Consider the following 23,049-nt stretch of genomic DNA (forward strand, 5'->3'; position numbering starts at 1 on the left):
ACGGCGAGGACGGTGTTCGTGATCTTCATGCGGTCGAGCCTGCCGCCACGGCGGGGCCGGGAGCGTCGGGGAGAATCCCCCGGCGTAGCCGGGACGGTGGCTCGGGGGTACCCCGGTCAGCCGTAGTAGCGGCGCAGTTCCCGGCTCAGCACCTTGCCGGTGGCGTTGCGCGGCAGGTACTTCACGAAGATCACATCCCGGGGTACGGAGAACCGGGCCAGGTAGTGGCGGACGTACTCGCGGACCGCCTCGGGGTCGAGCACCTCGCCGGGGTGCAGGCCGAGGAAGGCGGCGAGCCGCTGCCCGTACTCCGGGTCGGGTACGCCGATCACGGCGGCCTCCCGGACCTGGGGGAGGCGGGCCAGCAGATCCTCCACCTCGGACGGGAAGACGTTCTCCCCACCGGAGACGATCATGTCGTCGGCGCGGCCGTCGACGAAGAGCAGCCCGTCGGCGTTGATCCGGCCGAGGTCCCCGGTGTCCAGCAGCCCGTCGTGGGTCTCCCGTCGCGCCCCCGAGGTGTAGCCCTCGAAGAGCATCTCGTTGCCCACGAAGATCCGCCCGACCCGCCCGTCGGGCACCGGCTGGCCGTCGTCGTCCAGGATCTCCAGCCGGGTGCCGTGTGGCGGCCGGCCGGCGGTGGTGGGCGCCTCGCGCAGGTCGGCGGGGCTGGCGATGGAGGCCCAGGAGACCTCCGTCGAGCCGTACAGGTTGTAGATCACGTCGCCGTAGACGTCCATGAACCGCGGCGCCAGCCCGCCGGGCAGCGCCGAGCCGCTGACCGCGACCACCTTCAGCGGCGGCCGCGGGTCCGGCGGCGGCACGTCGAGCAGTCGCTGCACCATCACGGGTACGGCGAAGAGCGCCTGGCACTGGTGGGCCACCAGCGCGGCCAGCGTGGCGGTCGGCTCGAACCGGCGGTGCAGCACGATCGTGGCGCGCAGCGCGAAGGCGAACTGGAGGGCGGCGTACCCCCAGGTGTGGAAGAGCGGCGCGGCGATCATCACGGTGTCCCGGGTGTGCAGCGGAATCCGGTCGATGATGGACACCAGTGGGCCGAAGCCGTTGGGAGTGGGCCGACGGGCGCCCTTGGGCGCGCCGGTGGTGCCGGAGGTGAGCACGATCGTCCGGCCGTCGCGCTCGGGTGGTTGCAGGTCGCCGGGGAGCGCGCCGGCGATCAGCTCTTCGAGGCCGCGCTCGTCCACCCGGTGCACCTCGGCGGGGAGGCCGAGGATGCGGTCGGCGAACTCGTCGTCGTGGACCAGCACCCGGAGGCGCTGTTCTTCGGTCACGGTGGCCAGTTGGGCGGCGGAGAGGCCACTGTTGACCAGCACCGCGTCGGCGCCGAGCACGGTGGCGGCGACGACCGCCTCGATCAGCCCGTGGTGGTTGCGGCAGAGCACCCCGACCCGGTCGCCGGCCTGTACGCCGAGCCCGGTCCGCATCGCCCGGGCCAGCCGCTCGGCCCGGTCGAGCAGCTTCTGGTAGGTCAGTTCGGCGCCCTGCTCGTCGACGACCGCGACCCGGCCCGGGTCGCGGGCGGCGGCCTGGCGCAGCTCGCCGGCGAGGCTCCAACCCCACTTGCGCAGCGCTTGGAGCTGGGAGGCGACCCGGATCGGCCGGCCCGGGGTGAGCAGCCCCCGCCGGGTCAGCGTGGCCACGACGAACGGCAGGTCCATGCGGCGCCTCCTTCTCCGGGGGGTGAGCGTGAAGGGCCCCCGCAGGGGCCCTTCAGCAGGACGTCACCTTTCGATCATGCACCGGATGCCTGCCGGAGCCCAACCGGTGCGAGCAGTGCCACCTGGTGGACACCCGGCAGTGGCGGACGCCACCACCGAGGGTGACGGGTCAGCGGATCTGCATGCCGGAGATCGCGCGGGAGATGACCAGCCGCTGGATCTCCGAGGTGCCCTCGAAGATGGTGTAGATCTTGGCGTCCCGGTACCACCGCTCGACCGGGTGGTCGCGCAGGAAGCCCGCGCCGCCGAGCAGCTGCACCGCCCGGTCGGTCACCGCGACGGCCACCTCGCCCGCCTTGAGCTTGGACATCGAGCCCTCGCCGGCGGTGAAGGGGCGGTTGTTGCGGCCCATCCAGGAGGCCCGCCAGACCAGCAGCCGGGCGGCGTCGATCTCCATCTTCATGTCGGCCAGCGCGAACGCGACCGCCTGGTTCTCGATGATCGGCCGTCCGAACTGGACTCTTTCCTTCGCGTAGTCGAGGGCGTACTCGTAGGCGGCCCGGGCCACGCCGAGCGCCTGCGCGCCGACGGTGGGCCGGGACAGCTCGAAGGTGCGCATCGCGGCCTGGCCGGAGGCCTTCCGCCCGGAGCGGGCCCGGTCGAGTCGTTCCAGCAGGGCGTCCCGGCCGCCGAGCAGGCAGCGCCCGGGCACGCGTACGTCGTCCAGGAAGACGTCGGCGGTGTGCGACGCGCGCAGCCCCAGCTTGCGCAGCTTGCGGGTCGCGTTCAGCCCGGCGGTCCCCGGCGGTACGACGAACGCGGCCTGCCCACGCGAGCCCAGCTCCGGCTCGACCGAGGCGGTGACCACGTGCACCCCGGCGATCCCGCCGTTGGTGGCGTACGCCTTCTGCCCGCGCAGCACCCACTCGTCGGTGGCCTCGTCGTAGACCGCCCGGGTACGCATCGCGCCGACGTCGGAGCCGGCCTCCGGCTCGCTGGTGCAGAACGCGGCGACGGCGGGCTGGTCGACGTCGCCGAAGCACTGCGGCACCCATTCGACCATCTGGTCGGGGGTGCCCGCGCCGTAGATGGCGGCGACCGCGAGGCCGGTGCCGAAGATGCTCAGGCCGATGCCCGCGTCACCCCAGAAGAGTTCCTCGCTGGCGATCGGCAGGGAGAGGCCGGTGGGGTCGGCCCAGCAGGTGGCGAGGAACTCGAAGCCGTAGAGGCCGACCTTCGCCGCTTCCTGGATGATCGGCCAGGGAGTCTCCTCCCGGGCGTCCCACTCGGCCGCGGCCGGGCGCACGACCTCGGCGGCGAAGCCGTGCACCCAGTCGCGTAGATCCCGCTGTTCCTCGTTCAGGTCGAGCGAGAACTCGGCCATGTCAGGACTTGGGGATGTCGAACAGGTTGGCGATGTTGGCCGCCAGGCCCAGGTCGCCCTTGGCCTTGAGCTTGCCGGTCATGAACATCATCACCGGGTTGGCGCCACCGGAGACGATCTTCAGGAACTCGACCGGGCCCATGGTGAGGCTGAGCTTCGGGTCGTGCTGCGGAGTCTCGTTGACGGTGCAGGTGCCGTCGGCGATGGCGACCTCGTAGGTGTCGGTGCCACCGTCGGGCCGGCCGGTGATGTTCCAGTGGATGACCGCGTTGGTGGAACCGGCCCGGTCGGCGCGGAACAGCTGCGGCATCCGGCCGAAGACCTCGCTGAGGATCTTGCCGCGCAGGTCGCCGGACATCACCTCGGCGATCTTGTCGTCGGGGGTGGACTTGACGAGCTGCGCGAACTCCTTGGGGCCGACGTTGGCGAAGTTGGCCGGGTCGAAGTCAGTCATGGGGGAATGCACCTCTCGGGCGGGCCGACTTTGGTTACTCGGGCGTAACCTTACGCACGAGTAGGTATGCTCGCAAGAGTGTCCAGCACACCCACGTTCAAGCGCCTACCCCGGGCCGTACGCGAGCAGCAGATGCTCGACGCGGCGGTCAAGGTCTTCTCCCGGCGCGGCTTCCACGCCGCCAGCATGGACGAGATCGCCGAGGACGCCGGCATCTCCAAGCCGATGGTCTACGCCTACCTCGGCACCAAGGAGGAGCTCTTCGTCGCCTGCCTGCACCGCGAGGGCACCCGGATGATGGAGGCGATCGCCGGGGCCGCCGCCCCGGACCTGCCCGCTGACGAGCGGCTCTGGCGGGGGCTGCGCGCCTTCTTCGGCTTCGTCGGGGCGCACCGGGACGGCTGGGCGGTGCTCTACCGGCAGGCCCGGGGCTCGCAGCCGTTCGCCGCGGAGTTGGCCACGATGCGCGCCCGGCTGGTCGAGGTGGTCGCCGGGATGCTCGACCACGCGCTGCGCGCCGACGGGCGCGAGGTGGGCGAGACCGAGCTGGAGGTCGTCGCGTACGCCCTGGTCGGCGCGACCGAGTCGCTGGCCGACTGGCTCGCCGACCACCCCGAGGCCGACCCGGAGAAGACCGCCACCCGGATGATGAACGTCGCCTGGCTCGGCGCCGGCCAACTGCTGCGCGGCGCCACCTGGCGCCCCCCGGCGGCCTGACTGCCCCGCCACGAAGCGACGGTCAGCGGCGGGCGACGGCGCGGCGGTGGGCGCGGCGGTGGGCGCGGCGGCGCAGCCAACGGGCCGACTCGACCAGCCCGGTGACGGCGAGGGAGAGGCCGACGCCGGCCAGCAGGGCCTTGATCGGGTCGCGCTCGAAGGCCAGGCCGCCGAAGTAGCCCAGCAGGGCGCAGTAGGTCCCCCAGGTGCCGGCCGCGAAGGCGTCGAAGAGCAGGAAGCAGCGCAGCGGGTAGCGGACGGCGCCCATGGTCAGGGTGACCGCGGTGCGGCCACCGGGCACGTACCGGGAGGTCATCAGGATCATCCCGCCACGCCGGTCCACGGCCCGGCGGGCCCACTCGGAGCCGGTCCGGCGGCGGCTCTCCGCCGGGAGCCGGGCCAGCCGGTGCGCCCCGCCACCCCGGCCGATGCCGTAGGAGATGTGGTCACCGACGAGCGCCCCGAGCGCGGCGGTCACGATCACCGCCACGATGGTCGGCTCACCGCCGGCGGCGAAGACCCCGGCGGTGATCACCACGGTCTCGCCGGGCACCGCCGGGAAGAACGCGTCGACCGCGGTGACCACGAGGATCACCAGATACACCCACGGCGAGGTGACCGTGTGGTGGAGCAGGTCGAGCACGGACTCCATGCCCTCATGCTCCGGGCTCGACCACCGCCCCCGGGCCGAGTCGGCGGATCAGGCCACCGCCGACCGCCGCCGCGCACCCCCCTCGTCGTTCAGCGGACGGTGCCAACCAGGTGCGGACGGCCGGTCCGCGCGTCGTGCAGGGCGAAGTCCCAGGCCGGGGTGGCGCTGAACGCCACGGTGCCGGGCAGCGGCACCGGCAGCTTGAACGCCACGTCCACCGTGTACGCCTCCGGCAGCCGGCTCTCCAGCGCCGCCAGGCAGCGGGCCTTGCTCCACATCCCGTGCGCGATCGGGCGGGGGAAGCCGAGCAGCCGCGCCCCGAGCCGGGAGGTGTGGATCGGGTTGTGGTCGCCGGAGACCCGGGCGTAGTCCGTACCGACCCGGGGCTCGACCCGCCAGCGGGCGGTGGCGGCCGGCGGCGCGGGCCGCTCACCCCGGTCGCGCCGCCCACCGCCGCCGGGCGTGCGCTCCTTGCCCAGGTACGTCGAGACGCCGCGCCAGACCTCCTCGCCGCCGACCGACCCGACCAGGACGACGTCGACCTGCCGCCCCCGCTCGTGCGGCCGGAGGTTCTCCGCGTGGGTGACGAAGTCCAGCGTCTCGCCGGCCTCGATCGGGCGGTGCACGGTGATCCGGTTGCCCACGTGCACCACGCCGGTCAGCGCGATGGGGAACTCCGGCGTGGTCATCAGCCGCAGCGACAGCGGAAAACCCAGCACGTGCGGGTACGTCGCCGGCAGCCGGTCGGAGAGCCGGAACCCGCAGACCCGGTCGTAGTCGGCGAGGTGCGCGCGGTCCACGGTGACGCCGGCGACGGCCAGTTCGACCTCCGGCGGGGCGTCCGGGCGGCGGGACCGGCCGATGACCGGTACCGCGTCGCGCAGCGCCCGCCGGTAGAGCGCGCCGGGTGCGGGCAGCCGGGGCAGCTCGACCCGCGCCCGTGCCGCCGGGGCGGCGTGCGCGGACAGATCCGTGGTCGCGTACGCCGACAGGTCGTGGGTGGCTTCCAGGCTCACGTCGTGCTCCGACGAGGCGGCCCGGACGGCGGCCAGGTCCGCCGCCGAGATCACCTCGGTCGGCCCGTCGATGAGGTCGTGGACGGAGAGGTTCTCCGCCGGGCCGTCCGCCGGCCGCTTCTTCCTCGCCATCACGCCCCCAGCAGACTCTGGCCGCAGACCCGGACCACGTTGCCGCTGACCGCGCCGGACGCCGGCCAGGCCAGCCAGCCGATCGTCTCGGCCACGTCCACCGGCAGGCCGCCCTGCGACATGCTGTTCATCCGGCGGCCCGCCTCGCGCAGCGTCAGCGGGATACGCGCGGTCAGCCGGGTCTCGATGAACCCGGGGGCGACCGCGTTGACGCTGATCCCGCGCCCGCTCAGCGCCGGGGCCAGCGACTCGACCAGCCCGATCACGCCGGCCTTGCTGGTGGCGTAGTTGGTCTGGCCCCGGTTGCCGGCGATGCCGGCGATGGAGGAGACCGAGACGATCCGCCCGCCGGCGGGGATCAGGTCGCGGGCCAGCAGCACGTCGTTGATCCGCTCCTGGCTGGAGAGGTTGACGTCGAGCACCTGGTCCCAGCGGTCGGCGTCCATCCGGCCCAGCGTCTTGTCCCGGGTGATGCCGGCGTTGTGGATCACCACGTCGACCCGGCCGTGCCGGCCGGCGAGGTGCTCGGCGAGCCGGGTGGGAGCGTCCGGGGCGGTCAGGTCGAGCTGGACGGCGCTGCCGCCGATCTCGTTGGCCACCGCGGCCAGCTCGTCACCGGCCGCCGGGATGTCCAGCGCGACGACCTGGGCGCCGTCGCGGGCGAGCACCCGGGCCAGCGCCGCGCCGATGCCCCGCGCCGCCCCGGTGACGAGGACGACCTGCCCGTCGAGCGGGCGGTCCCAGTCCGCCGGCGGCTGGGCGGTGCCGGCGCCGACCCGGACCACCTGCCCCGAGACGTACGCGGACCGGCCCGAGAGAAGGAATCGGAGGGTCGATTCCAGGCTGGTGAGGGTGCCGGCTGAGAGGTCCGGGCCGTCCGAGGCGTTACCGGCCTCCTTCGTGACGTACACGAGCTGGGCGGTGACGCCGCGGCCGAACTCCTTGCCGATGCTGCGGGTCAGCCCCTCCAGGGCCCGCTGGGCGGTCGCCTCGCGCGGCGAGTCGCACTCCGCCGGCGGGGTGCCCAGCACGATCACCCGGCCGCTGGGCAGCAGCGTGCGGGCCTGCGGGTGGAAGAAGTCGTACAGCTGGCGCAGGCCGGTGGAGTCGGTGATGCCGGTGGCGTCGTACACCAGGGCACCGAAACGCGCGGTGGTGTCGACGGCGGCGGGATCGCGCAGCTCGACCCCGGCGGCGGTCAGGATCTTGCCGACCGGCTCGGCGAGCCGGCCCCCGGTGGCCGTCCCGAGCAGCACCGGCCCGGGGACGAGCGGGTCGCCGGGCGTGTGCCGGCGCAGTCGCGGCGGATCGGGCAGCCCGAGGCGCTTGACCAGCGCGCGGCCGGCCCCCGATTGGACGAAGCTCGCGTACCTGTCGGTCATAGGCGTAGCCTACTGGCCAGTAGGTTGTGGGCAAGTCCTGAAACGGAGGCGGGATCGTGCAGAGCATCCGGCGGGTCGCGGTCATCGGCGGCAACCGCATCCCCTTCGCCCGGTCCAACTCCCGCTACGCGAACGCGTCCAACGCGGACATGCTGGGCGCGGCGCTGGACGGGCTGGTGGCCCGGTTCGGGCTGGCCGGGCAGCGGGTCGGCGAGGTGGTCGCCGGCGCGGTGCTCAAGCACGCGAAGGACTTCAACCTGACCCGCGAGGTGGTGCTCGGCTCGACGCTCGACCCGCACACCCCGGCGTACGACATCCAGCAGGCATGCGGCACCGGCCTGGAGGCGGCCATCCTGGTCGCCAACAAGATCGCCCTCGGCCAGATCGAGGTGGGCATCGCCGGCGGCGTCGACACCACCTCCGACGCGCCGCTCGCGGTCAACGAGGACATGCGCCGCACGCTGCTCAAGCTCAACTCCGCCCGTACCCTCGGCGAGCGGTTGAAGATCGCGGCCAAGCTGCGGCCGCACCAGCCGTTCAAGCCGGAGATCCCGCGCAACGCCGAGCCGCGTACCGGGCTGTCGATGGGTGAGCACGCCGCGCAGACGGCGGTGCGCTGGCAGATCGACCGGCAGGCGCAGGACGAGTTGGCGCTCCGGTCGCACCAGCGGCTCGCCGCCGCGTACGACAAGGGTTTCTTCGACGACCTGATCACGCCGTACCTGGGGCTGACCCGGGACCAGAATCTCCGCCCGGACACCACACTGGAGAAGCTGGGCTCGCTCAAGCCGGTCTTCGGCGCCAAGGGCCCGGACGCCGACCAGGCGACCATGACCGCGGGCAACTCCTCCCCGCTCACTGACGGCGCGTCGGCGGTGCTGCTGGCGTCGGAGGAGTGGGCCCGGGAGCACCACCTGCCGGTGCTGGCCTGGTTCTCCTGGTCCGAGGTTGCCGCCGTCGACTTCGTGCACGGCGACGAGGGGCTGCTGATGGCCCCCGCGTACGCGGTGCCCCGGATGCTCGCCCGGGCCGGGCTGACGTTGCAGGACTTCGACTACTACGAGATCCACGAGGCGTTCGCCTCGCAGGTGCTGGCCACCCTCGCCGCCTGGGAGTCGCCGGAGTTCTGCAAGGACCGGCTGGGCCTGGACGCCCCGCTCGGATCCATCGACCGCGACAAGCTCAACGTCAACGGCTCCTCGCTGGCCGCCGGGCACCCGTTCGCCGCCACCGGCGGCCGGATCGTCGCCACCCTGGCGAAGCTGCTCGCCGAGAAGGGGAGCGGCCGGGGGCTGATCTCCATCTGCGCGGCGGGCGGGCAGGGCGTCACCGCGATCCTGGAGCGCTGACCGTTCCGCGTGGCTGCCCGCTCGTCCACGGGACGAGCGGGTAGCGGTCCCCCGTTCGGCGGCAAAGGGCACAAAGCCTCACATTCTCGCTCCGCTCTCCCGACGATGAAGGCGTTGACCGTCCTTCACCGGGAGGTTCGTCGTGGACCGCAGACGCTGGCTGCTCGCCCTGCTCTCCGGCGCGGCGCTGATCCTCTTCCCCGGGCCCGCCGATCAGGCCGCCGCGCCCGACGTGGTCGCGCGGGCCGGCACCCTCCCCGACGACGGCGCACCGGAAGCGGGCGACGCCGGCGGCCGTCCGGACGACCCGCCCGGTCTCCGCCCCGGCGCCGACCAACCGCAGCCGGCGGCCGGGCCGAGCCTCTGCCGTCCCGGCCTGCCGCCGAGCGCGCCGCCGACCACCCGGTACCTCGACGACAACCCGCTGCTCGGCCCCGCCCGGTTGCCCACCGCATCGCCGCTCGGGCCGCTGCTCGCCGGCTACCAGCGCTTCGGCGGGCTGACCGAGCGCCGGTTCCTGGCCCGGTACACCACCAGCGCCCCCGCCGGGTACGTCTTCCCGCCGGCCAACGGCTTTGTCGTCGCGCCGGACGGCACGCCGCTCAAGACCCGGCAGACCCTGCTGGCCGGGTACCGCCTGGACCGCTTCGGCTTCGCCGGCGGCGCGTTCCTGGCCCCGCTCGGCACCCCGGTCAGCGCCCGCTCCCTGGCACCGCAGAGCCTCGACACGCCGCCACTTCCCGCACCGCGGCCGGCGCTACCGTCGGCCGCGCCGCTGGCGAACTACCACACCTACTGCGTGCTCAAGCCGTTCGACGTCGACTCCGGCCCGACCGCGCCGTGGTTCGCCCAGCCCGGCCGGGGCACCCAGTTCCAGCTGAACCCGGCGTACCTGCCGCAGGCCGGTGCGAACCTGACCGTGCAGTGGCTGGTCGACCACCGGTTCCTCGTGGAGGAATCCCTGGCCGGCACCGCCGGGGAGTGCGTGACCGACAGCGTGCCCCGGCGGGGTGGGACGGGTGGCGGCGTTCCCGCCGTACACGTCTGCTGAACCGGCGGGCGGTCACCGCAGCGGCGACCGTCGGAGCGGCCGGTGCGGAGCGGGAGGTCGGGAGTGGATCGGCACGAGGTGCGCAACGCCCTGCTGGCGACGGGACTGTCGCCGGACGCCTTCGAGCTGGAGGGGGTGCACGAGCACGTGCCGGTGCCGCCCGACTTCTGGTTCCTGCGCCGGTCGGCGGGTGGGCGCTGGGAGATCGGCCTGTACGAGCGCGGGACGCGGGACGTGCGGCAGGTCTTCGACACCGAGGAGGAGGCGTGCGCGGGACTGTGGCGGGCGCTCACCGGCCGCCCCGCGTAGCGGTCCACGACAGCTACTTGATCGTGCCCGGCGGTGCGATCCAGCGCATCGGTTGCCCGGTCACCGCCGCGATCTGGTCGAAGTCGCGGTCGTAGTGCAGCAGGGACAGGCCCTGATATTCCGCGGTCGCCGCGAGGAGCAGGTCCACGGCACCGGCGGAGCGGTGGGTGCCCCGGGCGGTCAACTCCTCCTGGATCTCGGCCGCCCGCTCGTAGCTGCGGTCGGGCATCGCCACCCAGCTGAAGGCGGTGCGCAGGAGTTGTTGCAGCCGGGCGCGGTCGGCCGCCGAGCGCGCCGTGTAGAGGAACTCCAGCTCGACCAGCGGGCAGGTGGCCAGCAACCCGGCGGTGGCGGCGGGCTCCCACCGGGACCGCAGCGCCGGGTCGCGGACCAGGCGGACCAGTGCGCTGGTGTCGACCAGGTAGTCGGCGAGCTTCACGACCGGTAGCTGTCCTTGTCGAGCAGTTCGTCGAAGTCGCCGGCCTCCCCGCGCACGCCCAGCTCGGCGAGGGCCCGCGCCCGTCGCAGCCGGGCCGCGCCTTCCCGGAGCGCCACGTTGACGGTGTCCTTCTTGGTCTTCGTGCCGAAGGCCTCCGCCGCGTCCGCCAGGGCGTCGTCGTCGACATCTACGAGGATCTTGGTCATCGGCGCCTCCTATATACGGACAGCGTCGCGAGTATATCCGTTTCGGCCCGGTCGACGGGGCATCTCGGAGGTGCCGGACAATGGGCACGTGACGACGATCCCGAACGTGCTCGCCAACCGGTACGCCTCACCCGAGCTGGTCGCCCTCTGGTCACCGGAGGAGAAGGTACGGCTGGAACGGCGGCTCTGGCTCGCCGTACTGAAGGCGCAGCGCGACCTCGGCGTGGCCGTGCCGGACGGGGTGGTCGAGGCGTACGAGCGGGTGGTCGACGACGTCGACCTGGCCTCCATCGCCGAGCGGGAGCGGGTCACCCGGCACGACGTGAAGGCCCGGATCGAGGAGTTCAGCGCGCTCGCCGGGCACGAGCACGTGCACAAGGGGATGACCTCCCGGGACCTCACCGAGAACGTCGAGCAGCTCCAGGTACGCCGCTCGCTGGAGCTGATCCGGGACCGCGTCGTCGCCGCCCTGGCCCGGCTGGCCTGGCTCGCCCACGAGCACTCCGGACTGGTGATGACCGGGCGCTCGCACAACGTCGCCGCGCAGGCCACCACGCTGGGCAAGCGTTTCGCGTCGGCCGCCGAGGAGCTGCTGATCGCGTACGAGCGGCTGGAAGACCTGATCAACTGGTACCCGCTGCGCGGGATCAAGGGCCCGGTCGGCACCGCCGCCGACCAGCTCGACCTCTTCGACGGCGACGCGGAGAAGGTGGCCGAGCTGGAGCGCCGGGTGGCCGGGCACCTCGGGTTCAACCGGGTGCTGGACAGCGTCGGGCAGGTCTACCCGCGCTCGATCGACGTGGCGGTGCTCGCGGCGCTCTCCCAGGTCGCCGCCGCGCCGTCCTCGCTGGCCACCACGATCCGGCTGATGGTCGGCCAGGAGCTGGTCACCGAGGGCTTCAAGCCCGGCCAGGTCGGCTCCAGCGCGATGCCGCACAAGATGAACACCCGCTCATCGGAGCGGGTGAACGGCTTCGCCGTGATCATCCGGGGCTACCTGTCGATGGTCGGCGAACTGGCCGGCGACCAGTGGAACGAGGGGGACGTCTCCTGCTCGGTGGTCCGCCGGGTGGCCCTGCCGGACGCGTTCTTCGCCGCCGACGGGCTCTTCCAGACCTTCCTCACCGTGCTGGACGAGTTCGGGGCGTACCCGGCGGTGATCAACCGGGAACTGGAGCGGTTCCTGCCCTTCCTGGCCACCACCAAGATCCTGGTGGCGGCGGTACGTCGGGGCGTCGGCCGCGAGGTCGCCCACGAGGTGATCAAGGAGCACGCGGTCGCCGTCGCGCTCGCCATGCGGGAGAAGGGCGCCGCCGAGAACGACCTCTTCGACCGCCTCGCCGCCGACGGTCGCCTCGGCCTGACCCGCGCCGAGATCGACGCCCTGGTCGCCGACCCCACCACCTTCACCGGCGCCGCCCAGGCCCAGGTCGACGCGGTCACCAAGCGCATCACCGCGGTCGTGACGGCCCACCCCGAGGCCGCCACCTACTCCCCGCCGCCCATCCTCTGAGCCCCCGAGCACCCGTCCTGGTTTCCGCTGGGAGATCGCCTCCGTTTGCGGCGAGTCGCGGTGTCATCCGGTCGGGACACCGCGACACGCCGCGAACGGAGTGGATCAGGCGCGGCGTCGCCGGCCCAGGGTCAGGAGTTGCGGGTGGGGGTGTCGGCGGCGGAGGAGAGGTTCGGGGCGCTCGCCGGCTCCGCGATGCCGCCGGGGGCCTCGGTGAAGCCGGGCTCCTGGGCGGTCTCGGCCGCGACCAGCGGCTGGTCGCTCGGCATGACGTCGGGCACCTTGGGTACGACGATCACCGCCGTGCCGTACGCGCAGATCTCCATCCACATCTCGCCGCAGTCGCGGCTGTCGAAGCGCATCCCCACCACGGCGTTCGCGCCGATCCGGAGGGCCTCCTCGCCGAGCCGGGCCACCGAGTCGGTCCGCCACCGGGTGAGGTTGTCCGGCGCCATCGGGTCGTACGCGCCACCGCGCAGGTTCTTGACCCCCTCGCGGTACGGGTTGCGCGTCCGGGCCATCGATGAGACCACTTCGCCGAGGATCTGGCGGATCTCGTAGCCGGGCAGTTGATCCGTCGTCACGACCAGCACGGTTCCGATGCTGTCAGTCCGCGCCCGGGCCGTTCGCGAGCCGTGTTCACCTGATCGGATGCTGCAAAACGAGGCGGCGCGGACGACGGGCGCTCGCCCGGCCATCCGCGCCGCCACGGCGCTAACCGTCAGACACCGGAAACCGAGGTGATCCAGGCCCGGTTGTACGCGACGCTGCCGTAGTTCTGGATGCTCACGCCGTCGGCGGTGGAGGCGACCCCGACCTGCCGGCCGTTGTAGAACTGCGGGCCGCCGGAGTCACCGCGCCAGGCGTTGCCGCTGATCTCCGTGCTGCGGATCGCCTGCCCGCCGTACGCGTCGGTCGCGTTGGTGCTGGTCACCTGGACCGAGGCGGTCTTGAGCTGGCTGGAGGCCGAGCAGCCGCTGTAGCAGGTCATGCCCCAGCCGTAGATCGTGTTGGTGGAGCCGACCGGCGGGTTGCTGCTGGCCAGCGTCACCGCGCTGGTGGTGACCGGGCTGGACAGGCGCATCAGGGCGAGGTCGTAGCGGCTGTAGGTGGCGCTGACCGTACGGGTGACGCCGCCCGAGGAGCGGTAGACGCTGCCCACCCGGACGGACATCGAGCCGCTGATGCAGTGCCGGGCGGTGAGCACCCACTGTGACGAGATCACGCTGCCGGAGCAGGTGAACGAGCCGTTGCTGAACACCGCTGCGGCCCACGGCGCGGAGGAGACGGTGTTGCCGCCGATGATCGGCTGGGGGCCGGCCGGGGCGGCGGTGGCGCCGGAGGCGGTGGCGAGGACGCCGGCGAGCGCGGTGGTCAGCACCGCGAGCAGGGGGCGGAGGCGCATGGGGGAACTCCTTGGTCGGGGGGCCCGGGGTCGCCGGGTGGAGTCGGCCTCGGCGGGCGGGGGTGACCCGCCGGGGACGTCGAAAGCATCGACATCTGCCGATGTAGGCTAGAGCCCGCGAGTCCCGTTCACAAGAGTTATATCGAGATTAACGGATGTGACGCCGCAGGCTCGGGGCCTGCTCGTCCGTGTTTGTCGGGAACCGGTCAGCGCTGGCGCAGTCGCCCCGGGATCTGCCTGGTCAGCGGGGCGGCGACGGCGGTTCGCCGACGCGAGAGGCAACGAAACCGCATCGGCCCGGCAACGAACGCGCATCGGCCCTCCGTCGGGACGGGTCGTTATGTCGATCACTGCCTGAACTGCCCCCGGCCGGTGCGTCCGGACCGGAATCTGCCAGGTACGCTGGCTGCGCTCGCCCGTAGTGGGCCGGCACCCAACTGCGTACACAGTCAGGAGTGCCCAGTGCCTCGCGTCGTCGTCGACGTCATGCTCAAGCCCGAGATCCTCGATCCTCAGGGCCAGGCCGTCGCAAACGCGCTGCCGCGGCTCGGCGTCAGTGACGTCGCCTCTGTCCGGATCGGCAGGCGGATCGAGATCGAGTTCACCGGCGAACCGGACCTGGACCGGGCCCGCGAGATCGCCGACAAGCTGCTCGCCAACCCCGTCATCGAGGACTTCACCGTCCGGGTGGTCGAGGCGGACGAGACCGTGGACGCGCACCCGTGACCGCCCGCGTCGGTGTGGTGACCTTCCCCGGTTCGCTGGACGACGGGGACGCGGCCCGGGCCGTACGGATCGCCGGGGCCGAGCCGGTCCGGCTCTGGCACGGCGACGCGGAGCTGCACGGGGTGGACGCCGTCGTCCTCCCGGGAGGCTTCTCCTACGGCGACTACCTGCGCTGCGGCGCCATCGCCCGGTTCGCCCCGGTGATGGACCGGATCGTGGACGCGGCCCGGGGCGGCCTGCCGGTGCTCGGCATCTGCAACGGCTTCCAGATCCTCTGCGAGGCCCACCTGCTGCCCGGCGCGCTCACCCGCAACCAGCACCTGCACTTCCGCAACCGGGACCAGATCCTGCGCGTCGAGTCGACCGGCACCGCCTGGACGAACGCCTTCCAGGCCGGTCAGGAGATCCTGATCCCGGTCAAGAACGGCGAGGGCTGCTACGTCGCGGACACCGCGACCCTGGACGAGTTGGAGGGCGAGGGGCGCGTCGTCGCCCGCTACGTCGGCGGCAACCCCAACGGGTCGCAGCGCGACATCGCCGCGATCACCAACCCCGCCGGCAACGTGGTCGGCATCATGCCGCACCCCGAGCACGCGGTGGAGGCGCTCACCGGCCCCTCCCTGGACGGTCTCGGCTTCTTCACCTCGGTGCTCAAGCACCTGGTGGGGGCGCCGGCGTGACCGTGCGCGGCGGGATCATCGGTCGGCTCCCCCGCCCGACGGGCGGCCACGAGCGCAGCGAGGAGACGTCATGACCACCCATCCGGACCCGGTCGTACGGGAGACACCGGGCACCTTCCCGGCCGCCCCGACTGAGCCGCGCGCGGCCACCGTGGTGCCGCAGGGCGGCCCGGCCGACGCGGGCCGGCACGCCGGCTCGACGCCGGCCGTCGACTGGACCGCCGGCGTGGACACCGTGTCGCAGGCCGCCGGCACTCCCGAGGAGCTCCAGCCGTACGCCGAGCTGGGCCTGCGGGACGACGAGTACGACCGGATCCGGGACATCCTCGGCCGGCGCCCCACCCAGTCCGAGCTGGCCATGTACTCGATCATGTGGAGCGAGCACTGCTCCTACAAGTCGAGCAAGGTGCACCTGCGCCAGTTCGGCGAGAAGGCCCCGCCGAGCGACCGGCTGCTCGCCGGCATCGGTGAGAACGCCGGCGTCGTGCGGATCTCCGACGAGCTGGCGGTGACCTTCAAGGTCGAGTCGCACAACCACCCGAGCTTCGTCGAGCCGTACCAGGGCGCGGCCACCGGGGTCGGCGGCATCGTCCGGGACATCCTCGCCATGGGCGCCCGCCCGGTCGCCGTGATGGACCCGCTGCGCTTCGGCGCGGCCGACCACCCGGACACCGCCCGGGTGCTGCCCGGCGTGGTCGCCGGCGTCGGCGGCTACGGCAACTGCCTCGGCCTGCCCAACATCGGCGGCGAGCTGGTCTTCGACCCCTGCTACCAGGGCAACCCGCTGCTCAACGCGCTCTGCCTCGGCGTGCTGCCGGTCGACCGGCTGCAGAAGAAGGACGCCACCGGCCCGGGCAACATCGTGGTGCTGCTCGGCGCCAAGACCGGCCGGGACGGCATCGGCGGCGTGTCGGTGCTGGCCAGCGCCACCTTCGACGAGGGCAGCGAGCAGCGCCGCCCGTCCGTGCAGGTGGGTGACCCGTTCACCGAGAAGCTGCTGATCGAGGCCTGCCTGGAGCTGTACGACGCCGAGCTGGTCGTCGGCATCCAGGACCTGGGCGGCGCCGGCCTGACCTGCGCGCTCACCGAGACCGCCGCCTCCGCCGGCACCGGCATGCGGGTGTGGCTGGAGCGGGTGCCGCTGCGCGAGCCCTCGATGGAGCCGCACGAGATCCTGGCCAGCGAGTCCCAGGAGCGGATGCTGCTGGTCGTCGCCCCGGAGAAGCTGGAGGCGGTCCTCAAGACCGCCGACAAGTGGGGCGTGCTGGCCACCGCGATCGGCGAGGTCACCGCGCCGTCCCCGGACGGGCAGCCGGGCCGGCTGCTGGTCACCTGGAACGACCACGTGGTGGTCGACGTGCCGCCGGGTTCGCTGGTGGACGACGGCCCGGTCTACGCCCGCCCGATGCGCGAGCCGGCCGACCTGATCCTGCTCCAGGCCGACCGGGCCGAGACGCTGCCCCGGCCGAGCACGCCGGAGGCGCTGCGGGAGACCCTGCTCCGCATGATCGCGTCGCCGAACCTGGCCGACAAGACCTGGGTCACCGAGCAGTACGACCGGTACGTGCTGGGCAACACCGTGCTCGCCCAGCCGGAGGACTCCGGCGTGATCCGGATCGACGAGCGCACCGGCCTCGGGGTGGCCCTGTCGGTGGACGGCAACGGCCGGTACGCCCGCCTCGACCCGTACAACGGGACCAAGCTGGCGCTGGCCGAGGCGTACCGGAACGTGGCGGTGACCGGCGCGAAGCCGATCGCCGTGACCAACTGCCTCAACTTCGGCTCGCCGGAGGACCCGGGCGTGATGTGGCAGTTCGCCGAGGCCGTGCGCGGCCTGGCGGACGGCTGCCTCGAGCTGGGCATCCCGGTGACCGGCGGCAACGTCAGCTTCTACAACCAGACCGGCGCCGCCGCGATCCACCCGACCCCGGTGGTCGGTGTGCTCGGCGTGCTGGACAACGTCGCCGACCGGGTGCCGATGGGCTTCGCCCCGCGGGCCGGTGGCGACCACGACCAGCTCTTCCTGCTCGGTGACACGCACGTCGAGCTCTCCGGCTCGGAGTGGGCCTGGGTGACCCACGAGCACCTGGGCGGCATGCCGCCGCAGGTCGACCTGGCCCGCGAGCGGGTGCTGGCCGAGCTGATGGCCGAGGCGGCCCGGGTGGGTCACCTCAGCTCCGCGCACGACCTCTCCGACGGTGGTCTCGCCCAGAGCCTGGTCGAGTCCTGCCTGCGGCGCGGGGTCGGCGCCCGGATCGCCGTGCCGGAGCGGTTCGCCGACGGTTCGCTGCCGTTCGTCTTCCTGTTCAGCGAGTCGGCCGGCCGGGTGCTGGTCTCGGTGCCGCGCGGTCGCGAGAAGGCGTTCACCGCCCTCTGCGGTGAGCGCGGTGTGCCGTGGGAGCTGATCGGCGTGACCGACCCGGCGGGCGGTGCCCTCGAGGTGCACGGCCAGTTCCGGATCGGCCTGGACGAGCTGCGCGAGGTGCACACCGCCACCCTGCCGCGGCTCTTCGGCGGCGCGGAGGCAGCCCAGGTCGAGGTCGAGGCCACCCGGACCGGCACCACCACCGTCGCGCCGGCCACCGTCGCGCAGCCGCTGGACGTGCCGACCGCCGCCGACACCGAGGCCGAGCGGGCCGAGGCCGACGAGGACGCGCAGCCGGAGCCGGCCGCCGCCGACGAGTCGCCCCGGCCCGAGGCCGACGTCGCCGAAGGCACCGTCGCCGAGCCCACCGCCGTCGAGGCGGCGGAGCGGGAGCGTCCGACCACGGAGGTCACCGCAGATGCGACGGCTCCCGACGCTCCGGCGGCCCCGTCCGACCCGGGTGACGACGAGCAGTCCTCCGCGCCCGATAAGCGCTGAGGCGTTGGCCGGGGCCGTCTACGCCCAACCCGGTTCCGGCGCCCGGTTCGACTGGGGGCTGACCGGGGCGGCCGAGCTCGGCCGGGTCTGCGCCGTGCTGGTGGTGGTGGACGTGCTCTCGTTCACCACCGCCGTCGAGGTGGCGGTCGGCCGCGGCATGCGGGTGCACCCGTTCCCCTGGAATGAGCAGGCGGCGGACTTCGCGCGGCGGGTCGGCGCGGTCGCCGCGGTCGGCCGCCGGCAGACCACCCCGGAGCACCCGTGGTCGCTCTCGCCGGCGGCGTTGAGCACCGCACCGGTCGTCACCGACCTGGTGCTGCCGTCGCCGAACGGCTCCGCCATCAGCGCCGCCGCCAGCGCCACCGGCCTGCCGGTGGTCGCGGCGTGCCTGCGCAACGCCCGCGCCGTCGGGCGTTGGCTGCGCCGCCAGGGGTACGGCTCGACCGACGCCCCGGTGGGCGTGGTGGCCGCCGGTGAACGCTGGCCGGACGGCTCGCTGCGCCCCTGCGTGGAGGACCAGTTGGGCGCGGCGAGCGTGCTGGACGCTCTCTCCGGCGTACCGGGTGGCCTCTCGGTGGAGGCGGCGATGGCGCTCGCCGCGCTGGCCAGCACCCCTGACGTTCCGGCGGCGGTGCGCGGCTGTGTGTCCGGCCGGGAGCTGATCGAGGGCGGCTTCGCCGGCGACGTGGAGGTCGCCGTGCGGGTCGGCGTCTCCGAGGTGGTGCCGCTGCTGCGCCAGGGCGTCTTCTCCGCCGCCTGACCAGGCGATGTGAAAGGGCCGCCCGGTGCTCCGGGCGGCCCTTTCACATCGGTCCCTGGGGTCAGTCGTCCAGCCAGTCGAGGCGACGACCGCCACGGTCCTGCTGCGGCGCCGCGTCCGGCCGCCCCCGACCCGCCTGGGCCTGGTCGCCGTAGTAGCCGCCGCCCTGCTGCTGGTCGTAGCCCCGGTCGTCGTACCCGCCGGTGCGCTGTTGCGGCGGCTCCTGGTCGTAGCCGCCCTGCTGGTCGTAGCCACCCTGGCCGGCGCCGTAGCCGCCGGCCGGCTGCTCGTAGCCGCCGCCCTGCTGGTCGTACCCGCCCTGGCCGGCGCCGTAGCCGCCGGCCGGCTGCTCGTAGCCGCCCTGGGCAGCGCCGTAGCCGTTGTCGTACCCCGGCTGCTGGCCGCCGGCGTCGTAGCCGCCGCCCGGCCCGCCGTAGCCGTTGCCGTAGCCGTTGCCGCCGGCCGGTTCCTGACCCCGGCCGTACGGCGCCGGGTCCGGCTGGCCGTAGCCGTGGCCCTGGTCGGGCTGGTAGGTGCTGGTCGGGTAGGGGTCGGCCGCCGGGGCGTACGCGCCGGTGCTCTCCCCGGTGTACCGGCCGGTGGGCTCGTCGTAGCGCTCGCCGTAGCCGCCACCCTGGTCCTGGCCGGCGTAGCCCGGGCTGCCGGCCGGTGCGCTGTAGTCCCGGCTGCCGTAGCCGCCGCCGGAGGCCGGAGCGTTGCCGTAGCCGCCGGCCGCCGCGCCGGCCGCGCCGGCCGCGCCGTAACCGGCGTCGGCGGACGGGGCGCCGTAGCCGCCACCCGAGGCGGGAGCGTTGCCGTAGCCGCCGCCGGAGGAGGGGGCGTTGCCGTAGCCGTTCTGCTGGCCGTATCCGCCCTGGGCGGGCTCGTCGCCGTAGCCGCTGCCGGCCCAGCCGCCCGCCGCGGCACCCGCGGCGCCGTACGGCTGCGGCGGAGCCCCGTACGGGTCCGGCGGGACGTCGTCCACGACCGGACGGTGCATCATCGTCGGCGCGTCGCTGAGCGAGGTGCCGCCGATCATGGTCGGGTCCGGCCCGGCCGCTCCGACCCGGTTGACCACGCGGGTCTGGTCGTCGGCCCCCCGGAACGCGCCCCGCGCGCCGGGAACCGCGCCCGCGGCGGCAGCGCCGGCCGGAGCGTCGTCGTCCTCCTCGTCGGCGTTCTTGCGCCGCATCCAGAGCAGCACGATCGTGCCGACGCCGGCCGCGACGAGCAGGCCGCCGAGCAGGATGATGATGAAGGAGCCGGCGCCGCCGCCGTCTTCGTTGGCTGCCGCCTGGGCCTGCGCGGTCGCCTCGGCGGTCTCCTCCGTGGCCTCGTCGGTTGCCTCGTCGGTGGGCAGCGGCTCCTCGGTCGCCGACGGCGTGGCGCTCGGCGAGACCTCGACCTTGATCGCCAGGGCGATCCGCTGGCCGGTCAGGCTCTGGCCGGCGCTCGCGTTGATCGTCCTGGTCGCGACGATGTTGTCCTTGCTCGCGCCGAGGTCAATCCGGCCGGGGCTGATCGGCTGCGAGCTGGAGCCGCTGAAGCGGTAGTTGCCGCTGCCGTCGCTGGTGGTCTGGTACTGGTGGCCCTGCGAGTCGCGCAGCATCACCACGGCGTTGGGCACCGCGTCGCCGTTCGCGGCCACGGTCACCTTGCCGGAGATCGTCTTGACCGTCTGCGTCTCCGATGGGGTCGGCGCTGCCTTGGCGACCAGGGTGACGTTGGTCGACCCTTGGTCCCCCCCCAACGGGCCCTCCGAGGCCCTGACGGTGATCGTGGCGGATCCGTTGGTCGCGTTGTCTGCCGCCTTGAAGGTGGCGTCGTAACTGCCACTTTCGGTCACATTGCCGCGGTTGCAGCCCTCAATGCATGTCAACTTCGAGTTGTCGGAGCTGACGCTGACATTTGCGGGGACCGGGTTGGTCGGGTCGAACCTGAGGGTGTAGGTGACCTTGGTGGTCTTGCCTGCCTCGACCGAACCCGGGGATGCAGAGACGTTACTGACCTTGGTATCCGCGAACGCTGGTGTGGCGGGGACGGTGAGCAGGGCGCCGGCAACCAGCGCTACGACCACACCGGCCCGCTGCTTCCAGGCACGTCGGTGTGTTGACACGTCCACCGCCTTCCGGGACTGACTTCCCGGGCCGGGTGGGCCCGGAATCATCACGGTACGAATACGCCGTCGGCAACTATGCCTTGTCTGACCGGATCAGCGCGACCCAGGGCCAGCGTCGCGGCCTCTGCCGTCGAGTCGTATCGTCCCGTCGTGTCCTCTCCGCACATTAAGTCCGCCGCGGTCGCGGCGGCGTTGTCGGCGCTCGACGAGGGGCGTACGCCCGAACGGCCGGTGTACCGAGAGGCGGTCCGTGCCTTGTTGACCGCCCTCGCGGAGCGCGCCCCCGGCCGATCGGTGGAGGTGCGTGTCCCACCTTACGGTGCAGTTCAGTGCCTTCCGGGCCCCCGACACACCCGGGGCACCCCGCCGAACGTGGTCGAGATGGATCCGGCGACCTGGTTGGCGCTGGCGACCGGACGGCTGTCGTGGGCCGAAGCCGTCACCGAGGGTCGCGTACAGGTGAGTGGGAACCGGGCGGACCTCTCCGCGCATCTACCCCTCTAGCAGCGACTCCACGGCCGCCGTGGTGACGCGCTGGAGCCAAATCGTGACTATCTGTATCGACTGCCATTCGCGTACACTGTCAGGCGACGACAGTGGTCCCGGCCGAGGAACGCGGATCAGCACCTCTGATTCCGCCAGGCCAGTCCAGACCAGCATGAGGGAGCGGCAGGGTGCCCCGAGGCGACGGCCGGCTGAGCCACGACCTTGATCCCCAACGACCCGGCCCGCAGGACGCCTGTGGCGTCTTCGGTGTCTGGGCCCCCGGCGAAGAGGTCGCCAACCTGACCTACTTCGGCCTCTACGCGCTCCAGCACCGGGGTCAGGAGGCCGCCGGCATCGCGGTGAGCGACGGTTCCGGTGTCGTGGTCTACAAGGATCTCGGTCTGGTGGCCCAGGTCTTCGACGAGCCGACGCTGGCGAGCCTGCGCGGCCACGTCGCGATCGGGCATGCCCGTTACTCCACCACCGGCGGTTCGACCTGGGAGAACGCCCAGCCGACCATCCGGTCCACCACCTCAGGCACGACCATCGCGCTGGCCCACAACGGGAACCTGGTCAACACCGCCGAGCTGCAGAAGGAGGTCGCCGAGCGGGGTCTGGTCGCCGACGGCGCCACCAACGACACCTCGCTGGTGACCATGCTGCTGGCCAGCCGCCCCGACCTGTCCGTGGAGGCCGCCGCGCTGGAGGTGCTGCCGCAGCTGCGGGGCGCGTTCAGCTTCGTCTTCATGGACGAGTCGACGCTCTACGCGGCCCGCGACCCGCACGGCGTACGCCCGCTGGTGCTCGGCCGGCTGGAGCGCGGCTGGGTGGTGGCCAGCGAGACGGCCGCGCTGGACATCGTCGGCGCCAGCGTGGTCCGCGAGGTCGAGCCGGGTGAGTTGATCGCCATCGACGCCGACGGGCTGCGGTCGGCCCGGTTCGCCGCGCCGGAGCCCAAGGGCTGCCTCTTCGAGTACGTCTACATCGCCCGCCCGGACGCCACCATCGCCGGGCGCAACGTGCACTCCGCCCGGGTGCAGATCGGCCGCCAGCTCGCCAAGGAGCACCCGGTCGAGGCCGACCTGGTGATCCCGGTGCCGGAGTCCGGCACGCCGGCCGCGATCGGGTACGCCGAGGAGTCCGGCATCACCTACGGCGCCGGCCTGATGAAGAACCCGTACGTCGGGCGCACCTTCATCCAGCCGTCGCAGACCCTGCGCCAGCTCGGCATCCGGCTCAAGCTCAACCCGCTGCGGGAGAACGTGCGGGGCAAGCGGCTGGTGGTGGTCGACGACTCGATCGTGCGCGGAAACACCCAGCGGGCCATCGTGCGGATGCTGCGCGAGGCGGGCGCGCTGGAGGTGCACGTGCGGATCTCCTCGCCGCCGGTCAACTGGCCGTGCTTCTACGGCATCGACTTCGCCACCCGCGCCGAACTGCTGGCCAACGGGCTGGACAACGAGGGCATCCGCCGGTCGATCGGCGCCGACACCCTCGGGTACGTCTCACTCCCGGGTCTCATCGCCGCGACCGAGCAGCCCAAGACCCGGCTCTGCCGCGCCTGCTTCGACGGGGAGTACCCGATCGAGCTGCCGGCCGGGAACCTGATCGGCAAGCACGTGCTCGAAGGAGTGGGGCGGCGGGTCACGAACCAGCCCTCCGACGACCTCGGGCACATCGCCCCACCGCTCGTCGCCACTCCCGGCGGCGCGACCGTCCACCCGTAG

The 23,049-nt window shown here is 73.0% G+C and carries 22 protein-coding genes; 11 read left to right on the forward strand and 11 right to left on the reverse strand.

The genetic code is table 11. From position 1 onward, the window contains the following. Positions 1–116: 116 nt before the first annotated feature. The 3 genes from ACTMS9_RS01040 to ACTMS9_RS01050 all read right to left on the reverse strand — a co-directional run bounded on the left by ACTMS9_RS01040 (position 117) and on the right by ACTMS9_RS01050 (position 3,517). Positions 117–1,679 carry an AMP-binding protein gene (locus ACTMS9_RS01040; RefSeq protein ID WP_441143394.1) on the reverse strand — a complete coding sequence of 521 codons (1,563 nt, stop codon included), beginning with the start codon at positions 1,677–1,679 and terminating at the stop codon, positions 117–119. Positions 1,680–1,848: 169 nt separating this feature from the next. Then, on the reverse strand, positions 1,849–3,063 hold the full coding sequence (locus ACTMS9_RS01045) for an acyl-CoA dehydrogenase family protein (protein ID WP_154940702.1): 1,215 nt from the start codon (positions 3,061–3,063) through the stop codon (positions 1,849–1,851). A gap of 1 nt (position 3,064) precedes the next feature. Then, positions 3,065–3,517: an SCP2 sterol-binding domain-containing protein gene (locus tag ACTMS9_RS01050; RefSeq protein WP_179802590.1), complete on the reverse strand. Its 453-nt coding sequence runs from the start codon at positions 3,515–3,517 to the stop codon at positions 3,065–3,067. A gap of 78 nt (positions 3,518–3,595) precedes the next feature. On the opposite strand from ACTMS9_RS01050, the gene ACTMS9_RS01055 reads away from it, so the two are divergent. Next, the gene (locus ACTMS9_RS01055) at positions 3,596–4,234 is read left to right on the forward strand and encodes a TetR/AcrR family transcriptional regulator (protein ID WP_280840524.1); all 639 of its coding nucleotides are present in this window, start codon (positions 3,596–3,598) and stop codon (positions 4,232–4,234) included. A 22-nt stretch (positions 4,235–4,256) separates the two neighbouring features. Here the strand turns inward: ACTMS9_RS01055 and ACTMS9_RS01060 are convergent, their stop codons facing one another. From ACTMS9_RS01060 to ACTMS9_RS01070, 3 genes are all read right to left on the reverse strand, one after another. Beyond that, entirely contained in the window at positions 4,257–4,886 is a 630-nt protein-coding gene (locus ACTMS9_RS01060) for a DedA family protein (RefSeq protein WP_441163899.1), read from the reverse strand. A gap of 89 nt (positions 4,887–4,975) precedes the next feature. Further along, positions 4,976–6,034: a MaoC/PaaZ C-terminal domain-containing protein gene (locus ACTMS9_RS01065; protein WP_441163900.1), complete on the reverse strand. Its 1,059-nt coding sequence runs from the start codon at positions 6,032–6,034 to the stop codon at positions 4,976–4,978. Continuing rightward, positions 6,034–7,416 (reverse strand): 3-oxoacyl-ACP reductase, encoded by a 1,383-nt coding sequence (locus ACTMS9_RS01070; protein ID WP_441163901.1) that lies wholly within the window; start codon positions 7,414–7,416, stop codon positions 6,034–6,036. Before ACTMS9_RS01070 ends, ACTMS9_RS01065 begins: the two co-directional genes overlap by 1 nt. A gap of 56 nt (positions 7,417–7,472) precedes the next feature. On the opposite strand from ACTMS9_RS01070, the gene ACTMS9_RS01075 reads away from it, so the two are divergent. The 3 genes from ACTMS9_RS01075 to ACTMS9_RS01085 all read left to right on the forward strand — a co-directional run bounded on the left by ACTMS9_RS01075 (position 7,473) and on the right by ACTMS9_RS01085 (position 10,125). Further along, positions 7,473–8,765, forward strand: a complete 1,293-nt coding sequence (locus ACTMS9_RS01075) for an acetyl-CoA C-acetyltransferase (RefSeq protein WP_441163902.1) — start codon at positions 7,473–7,475, stop codon at positions 8,763–8,765. A 142-nt stretch (positions 8,766–8,907) separates the two neighbouring features. After that, positions 8,908–9,816 (forward strand): TNT domain-containing protein, encoded by a 909-nt coding sequence (locus tag ACTMS9_RS01080; protein ID WP_441143381.1) that lies wholly within the window; start codon positions 8,908–8,910, stop codon positions 9,814–9,816. Between the two features lie 63 nt (positions 9,817–9,879). Then, entirely contained in the window at positions 9,880–10,125 is a 246-nt protein-coding gene (locus ACTMS9_RS01085) for a hypothetical protein (protein WP_179802599.1), read from the forward strand. 13 nt (positions 10,126–10,138) lie between these two features. Here ACTMS9_RS01085 and ACTMS9_RS01090 read toward each other — a convergent pair whose 3' ends face one another. After that, positions 10,139–10,564: a PIN domain nuclease gene (locus tag ACTMS9_RS01090; RefSeq protein ID WP_441163903.1), complete on the reverse strand. Its 426-nt coding sequence runs from the start codon at positions 10,562–10,564 to the stop codon at positions 10,139–10,141. After that, positions 10,561–10,770 (reverse strand): type II toxin-antitoxin system VapB family antitoxin, encoded by a 210-nt coding sequence (locus ACTMS9_RS01095; RefSeq protein ID WP_346537326.1) that lies wholly within the window; start codon positions 10,768–10,770, stop codon positions 10,561–10,563. Before ACTMS9_RS01095 ends, ACTMS9_RS01090 begins: the two co-directional genes overlap by 4 nt. Before the next feature lie 88 nt (positions 10,771–10,858). Between ACTMS9_RS01095 and purB the strand changes: the two genes are divergently transcribed. After that, positions 10,859–12,283: an adenylosuccinate lyase gene (purB, locus tag ACTMS9_RS01100; protein ID WP_441143376.1), complete on the forward strand. Its 1,425-nt coding sequence runs from the start codon at positions 10,859–10,861 to the stop codon at positions 12,281–12,283. 131 nt (positions 12,284–12,414) lie between these two features. On the opposite strand, the gene ACTMS9_RS01105 is transcribed toward purB, so the two are convergent. Both ACTMS9_RS01105 and ACTMS9_RS01110 read right to left on the reverse strand, forming a co-directional pair. Next, positions 12,415–12,981, reverse strand: coding sequence for a YbjQ family protein (locus tag ACTMS9_RS01105; RefSeq protein WP_441144015.1), 567 nt, complete (start codon positions 12,979–12,981; stop codon positions 12,415–12,417). A gap of 23 nt (positions 12,982–13,004) precedes the next feature. Further along, positions 13,005–13,688, reverse strand: coding sequence for a S1 family peptidase (locus ACTMS9_RS01110; RefSeq protein WP_441163904.1), 684 nt, complete (start codon positions 13,686–13,688; stop codon positions 13,005–13,007). Between the two features lie 462 nt (positions 13,689–14,150). Here ACTMS9_RS01110 and purS point away from each other — a divergent pair, with 462 nt between their 5' ends. The 4 genes from purS (at position 14,151) to ACTMS9_RS01130 (ending at position 18,717) form a co-directional block, all read left to right on the forward strand. Further along, the gene (gene purS / locus ACTMS9_RS01115; RefSeq protein WP_088959474.1) at positions 14,151–14,414 is read left to right on the forward strand and encodes a phosphoribosylformylglycinamidine synthase subunit PurS; all 264 of its coding nucleotides are present in this window, start codon (positions 14,151–14,153) and stop codon (positions 14,412–14,414) included. After that, complete coding sequence (purQ, locus tag ACTMS9_RS01120) at positions 14,411–15,094, forward strand: phosphoribosylformylglycinamidine synthase subunit PurQ (protein ID WP_154940681.1); 684 nt, start codon at positions 14,411–14,413, stop codon at positions 15,092–15,094. The genes purS and purQ overlap by 4 nt, the downstream gene beginning before the upstream one ends. 70 nt (positions 15,095–15,164) lie before the next feature. Next, positions 15,165–17,957: a phosphoribosylformylglycinamidine synthase subunit PurL gene (purL, locus tag ACTMS9_RS01125; protein ID WP_441143372.1), complete on the forward strand. Its 2,793-nt coding sequence runs from the start codon at positions 15,165–15,167 to the stop codon at positions 17,955–17,957. Between the two features lie 4 nt (positions 17,958–17,961). Then, positions 17,962–18,717 carry a 2-phosphosulfolactate phosphatase gene (locus ACTMS9_RS01130; RefSeq protein WP_441143370.1) on the forward strand — a complete coding sequence of 252 codons (756 nt, stop codon included), beginning with the start codon at positions 17,962–17,964 and terminating at the stop codon, positions 18,715–18,717. Between the two features lie 61 nt (positions 18,718–18,778). Here the strand turns inward: ACTMS9_RS01130 and ACTMS9_RS01135 are convergent, their stop codons facing one another. Continuing rightward, positions 18,779–20,884, reverse strand: a complete 2,106-nt coding sequence (locus ACTMS9_RS01135; protein ID WP_441163905.1) for a carboxypeptidase-like regulatory domain-containing protein — start codon at positions 20,882–20,884, stop codon at positions 18,779–18,781. Between the two features lie 102 nt (positions 20,885–20,986). Here ACTMS9_RS01135 and ACTMS9_RS01140 point away from each other — a divergent pair, with 102 nt between their 5' ends. Together ACTMS9_RS01140 and purF are read left to right on the forward strand one after the other, a co-directional pair. Further along, complete coding sequence (locus tag ACTMS9_RS01140) at positions 20,987–21,340, forward strand: sterol carrier family protein (protein WP_210774374.1); 354 nt, start codon at positions 20,987–20,989, stop codon at positions 21,338–21,340. A gap of 170 nt (positions 21,341–21,510) precedes the next feature. Further along, positions 21,511–23,049, forward strand: coding sequence for an amidophosphoribosyltransferase (gene purF, locus ACTMS9_RS01145; RefSeq protein WP_441143366.1), 1,539 nt, complete (start codon positions 21,511–21,513; stop codon positions 23,047–23,049).

This window comes from Micromonospora sp. L31 (assembly GCF_052068075.1).
GTDB classification, from domain to species: Bacteria; Actinomycetota; Actinomycetes; order Mycobacteriales; family Micromonosporaceae; genus Micromonospora; species Micromonospora purpureochromogenes.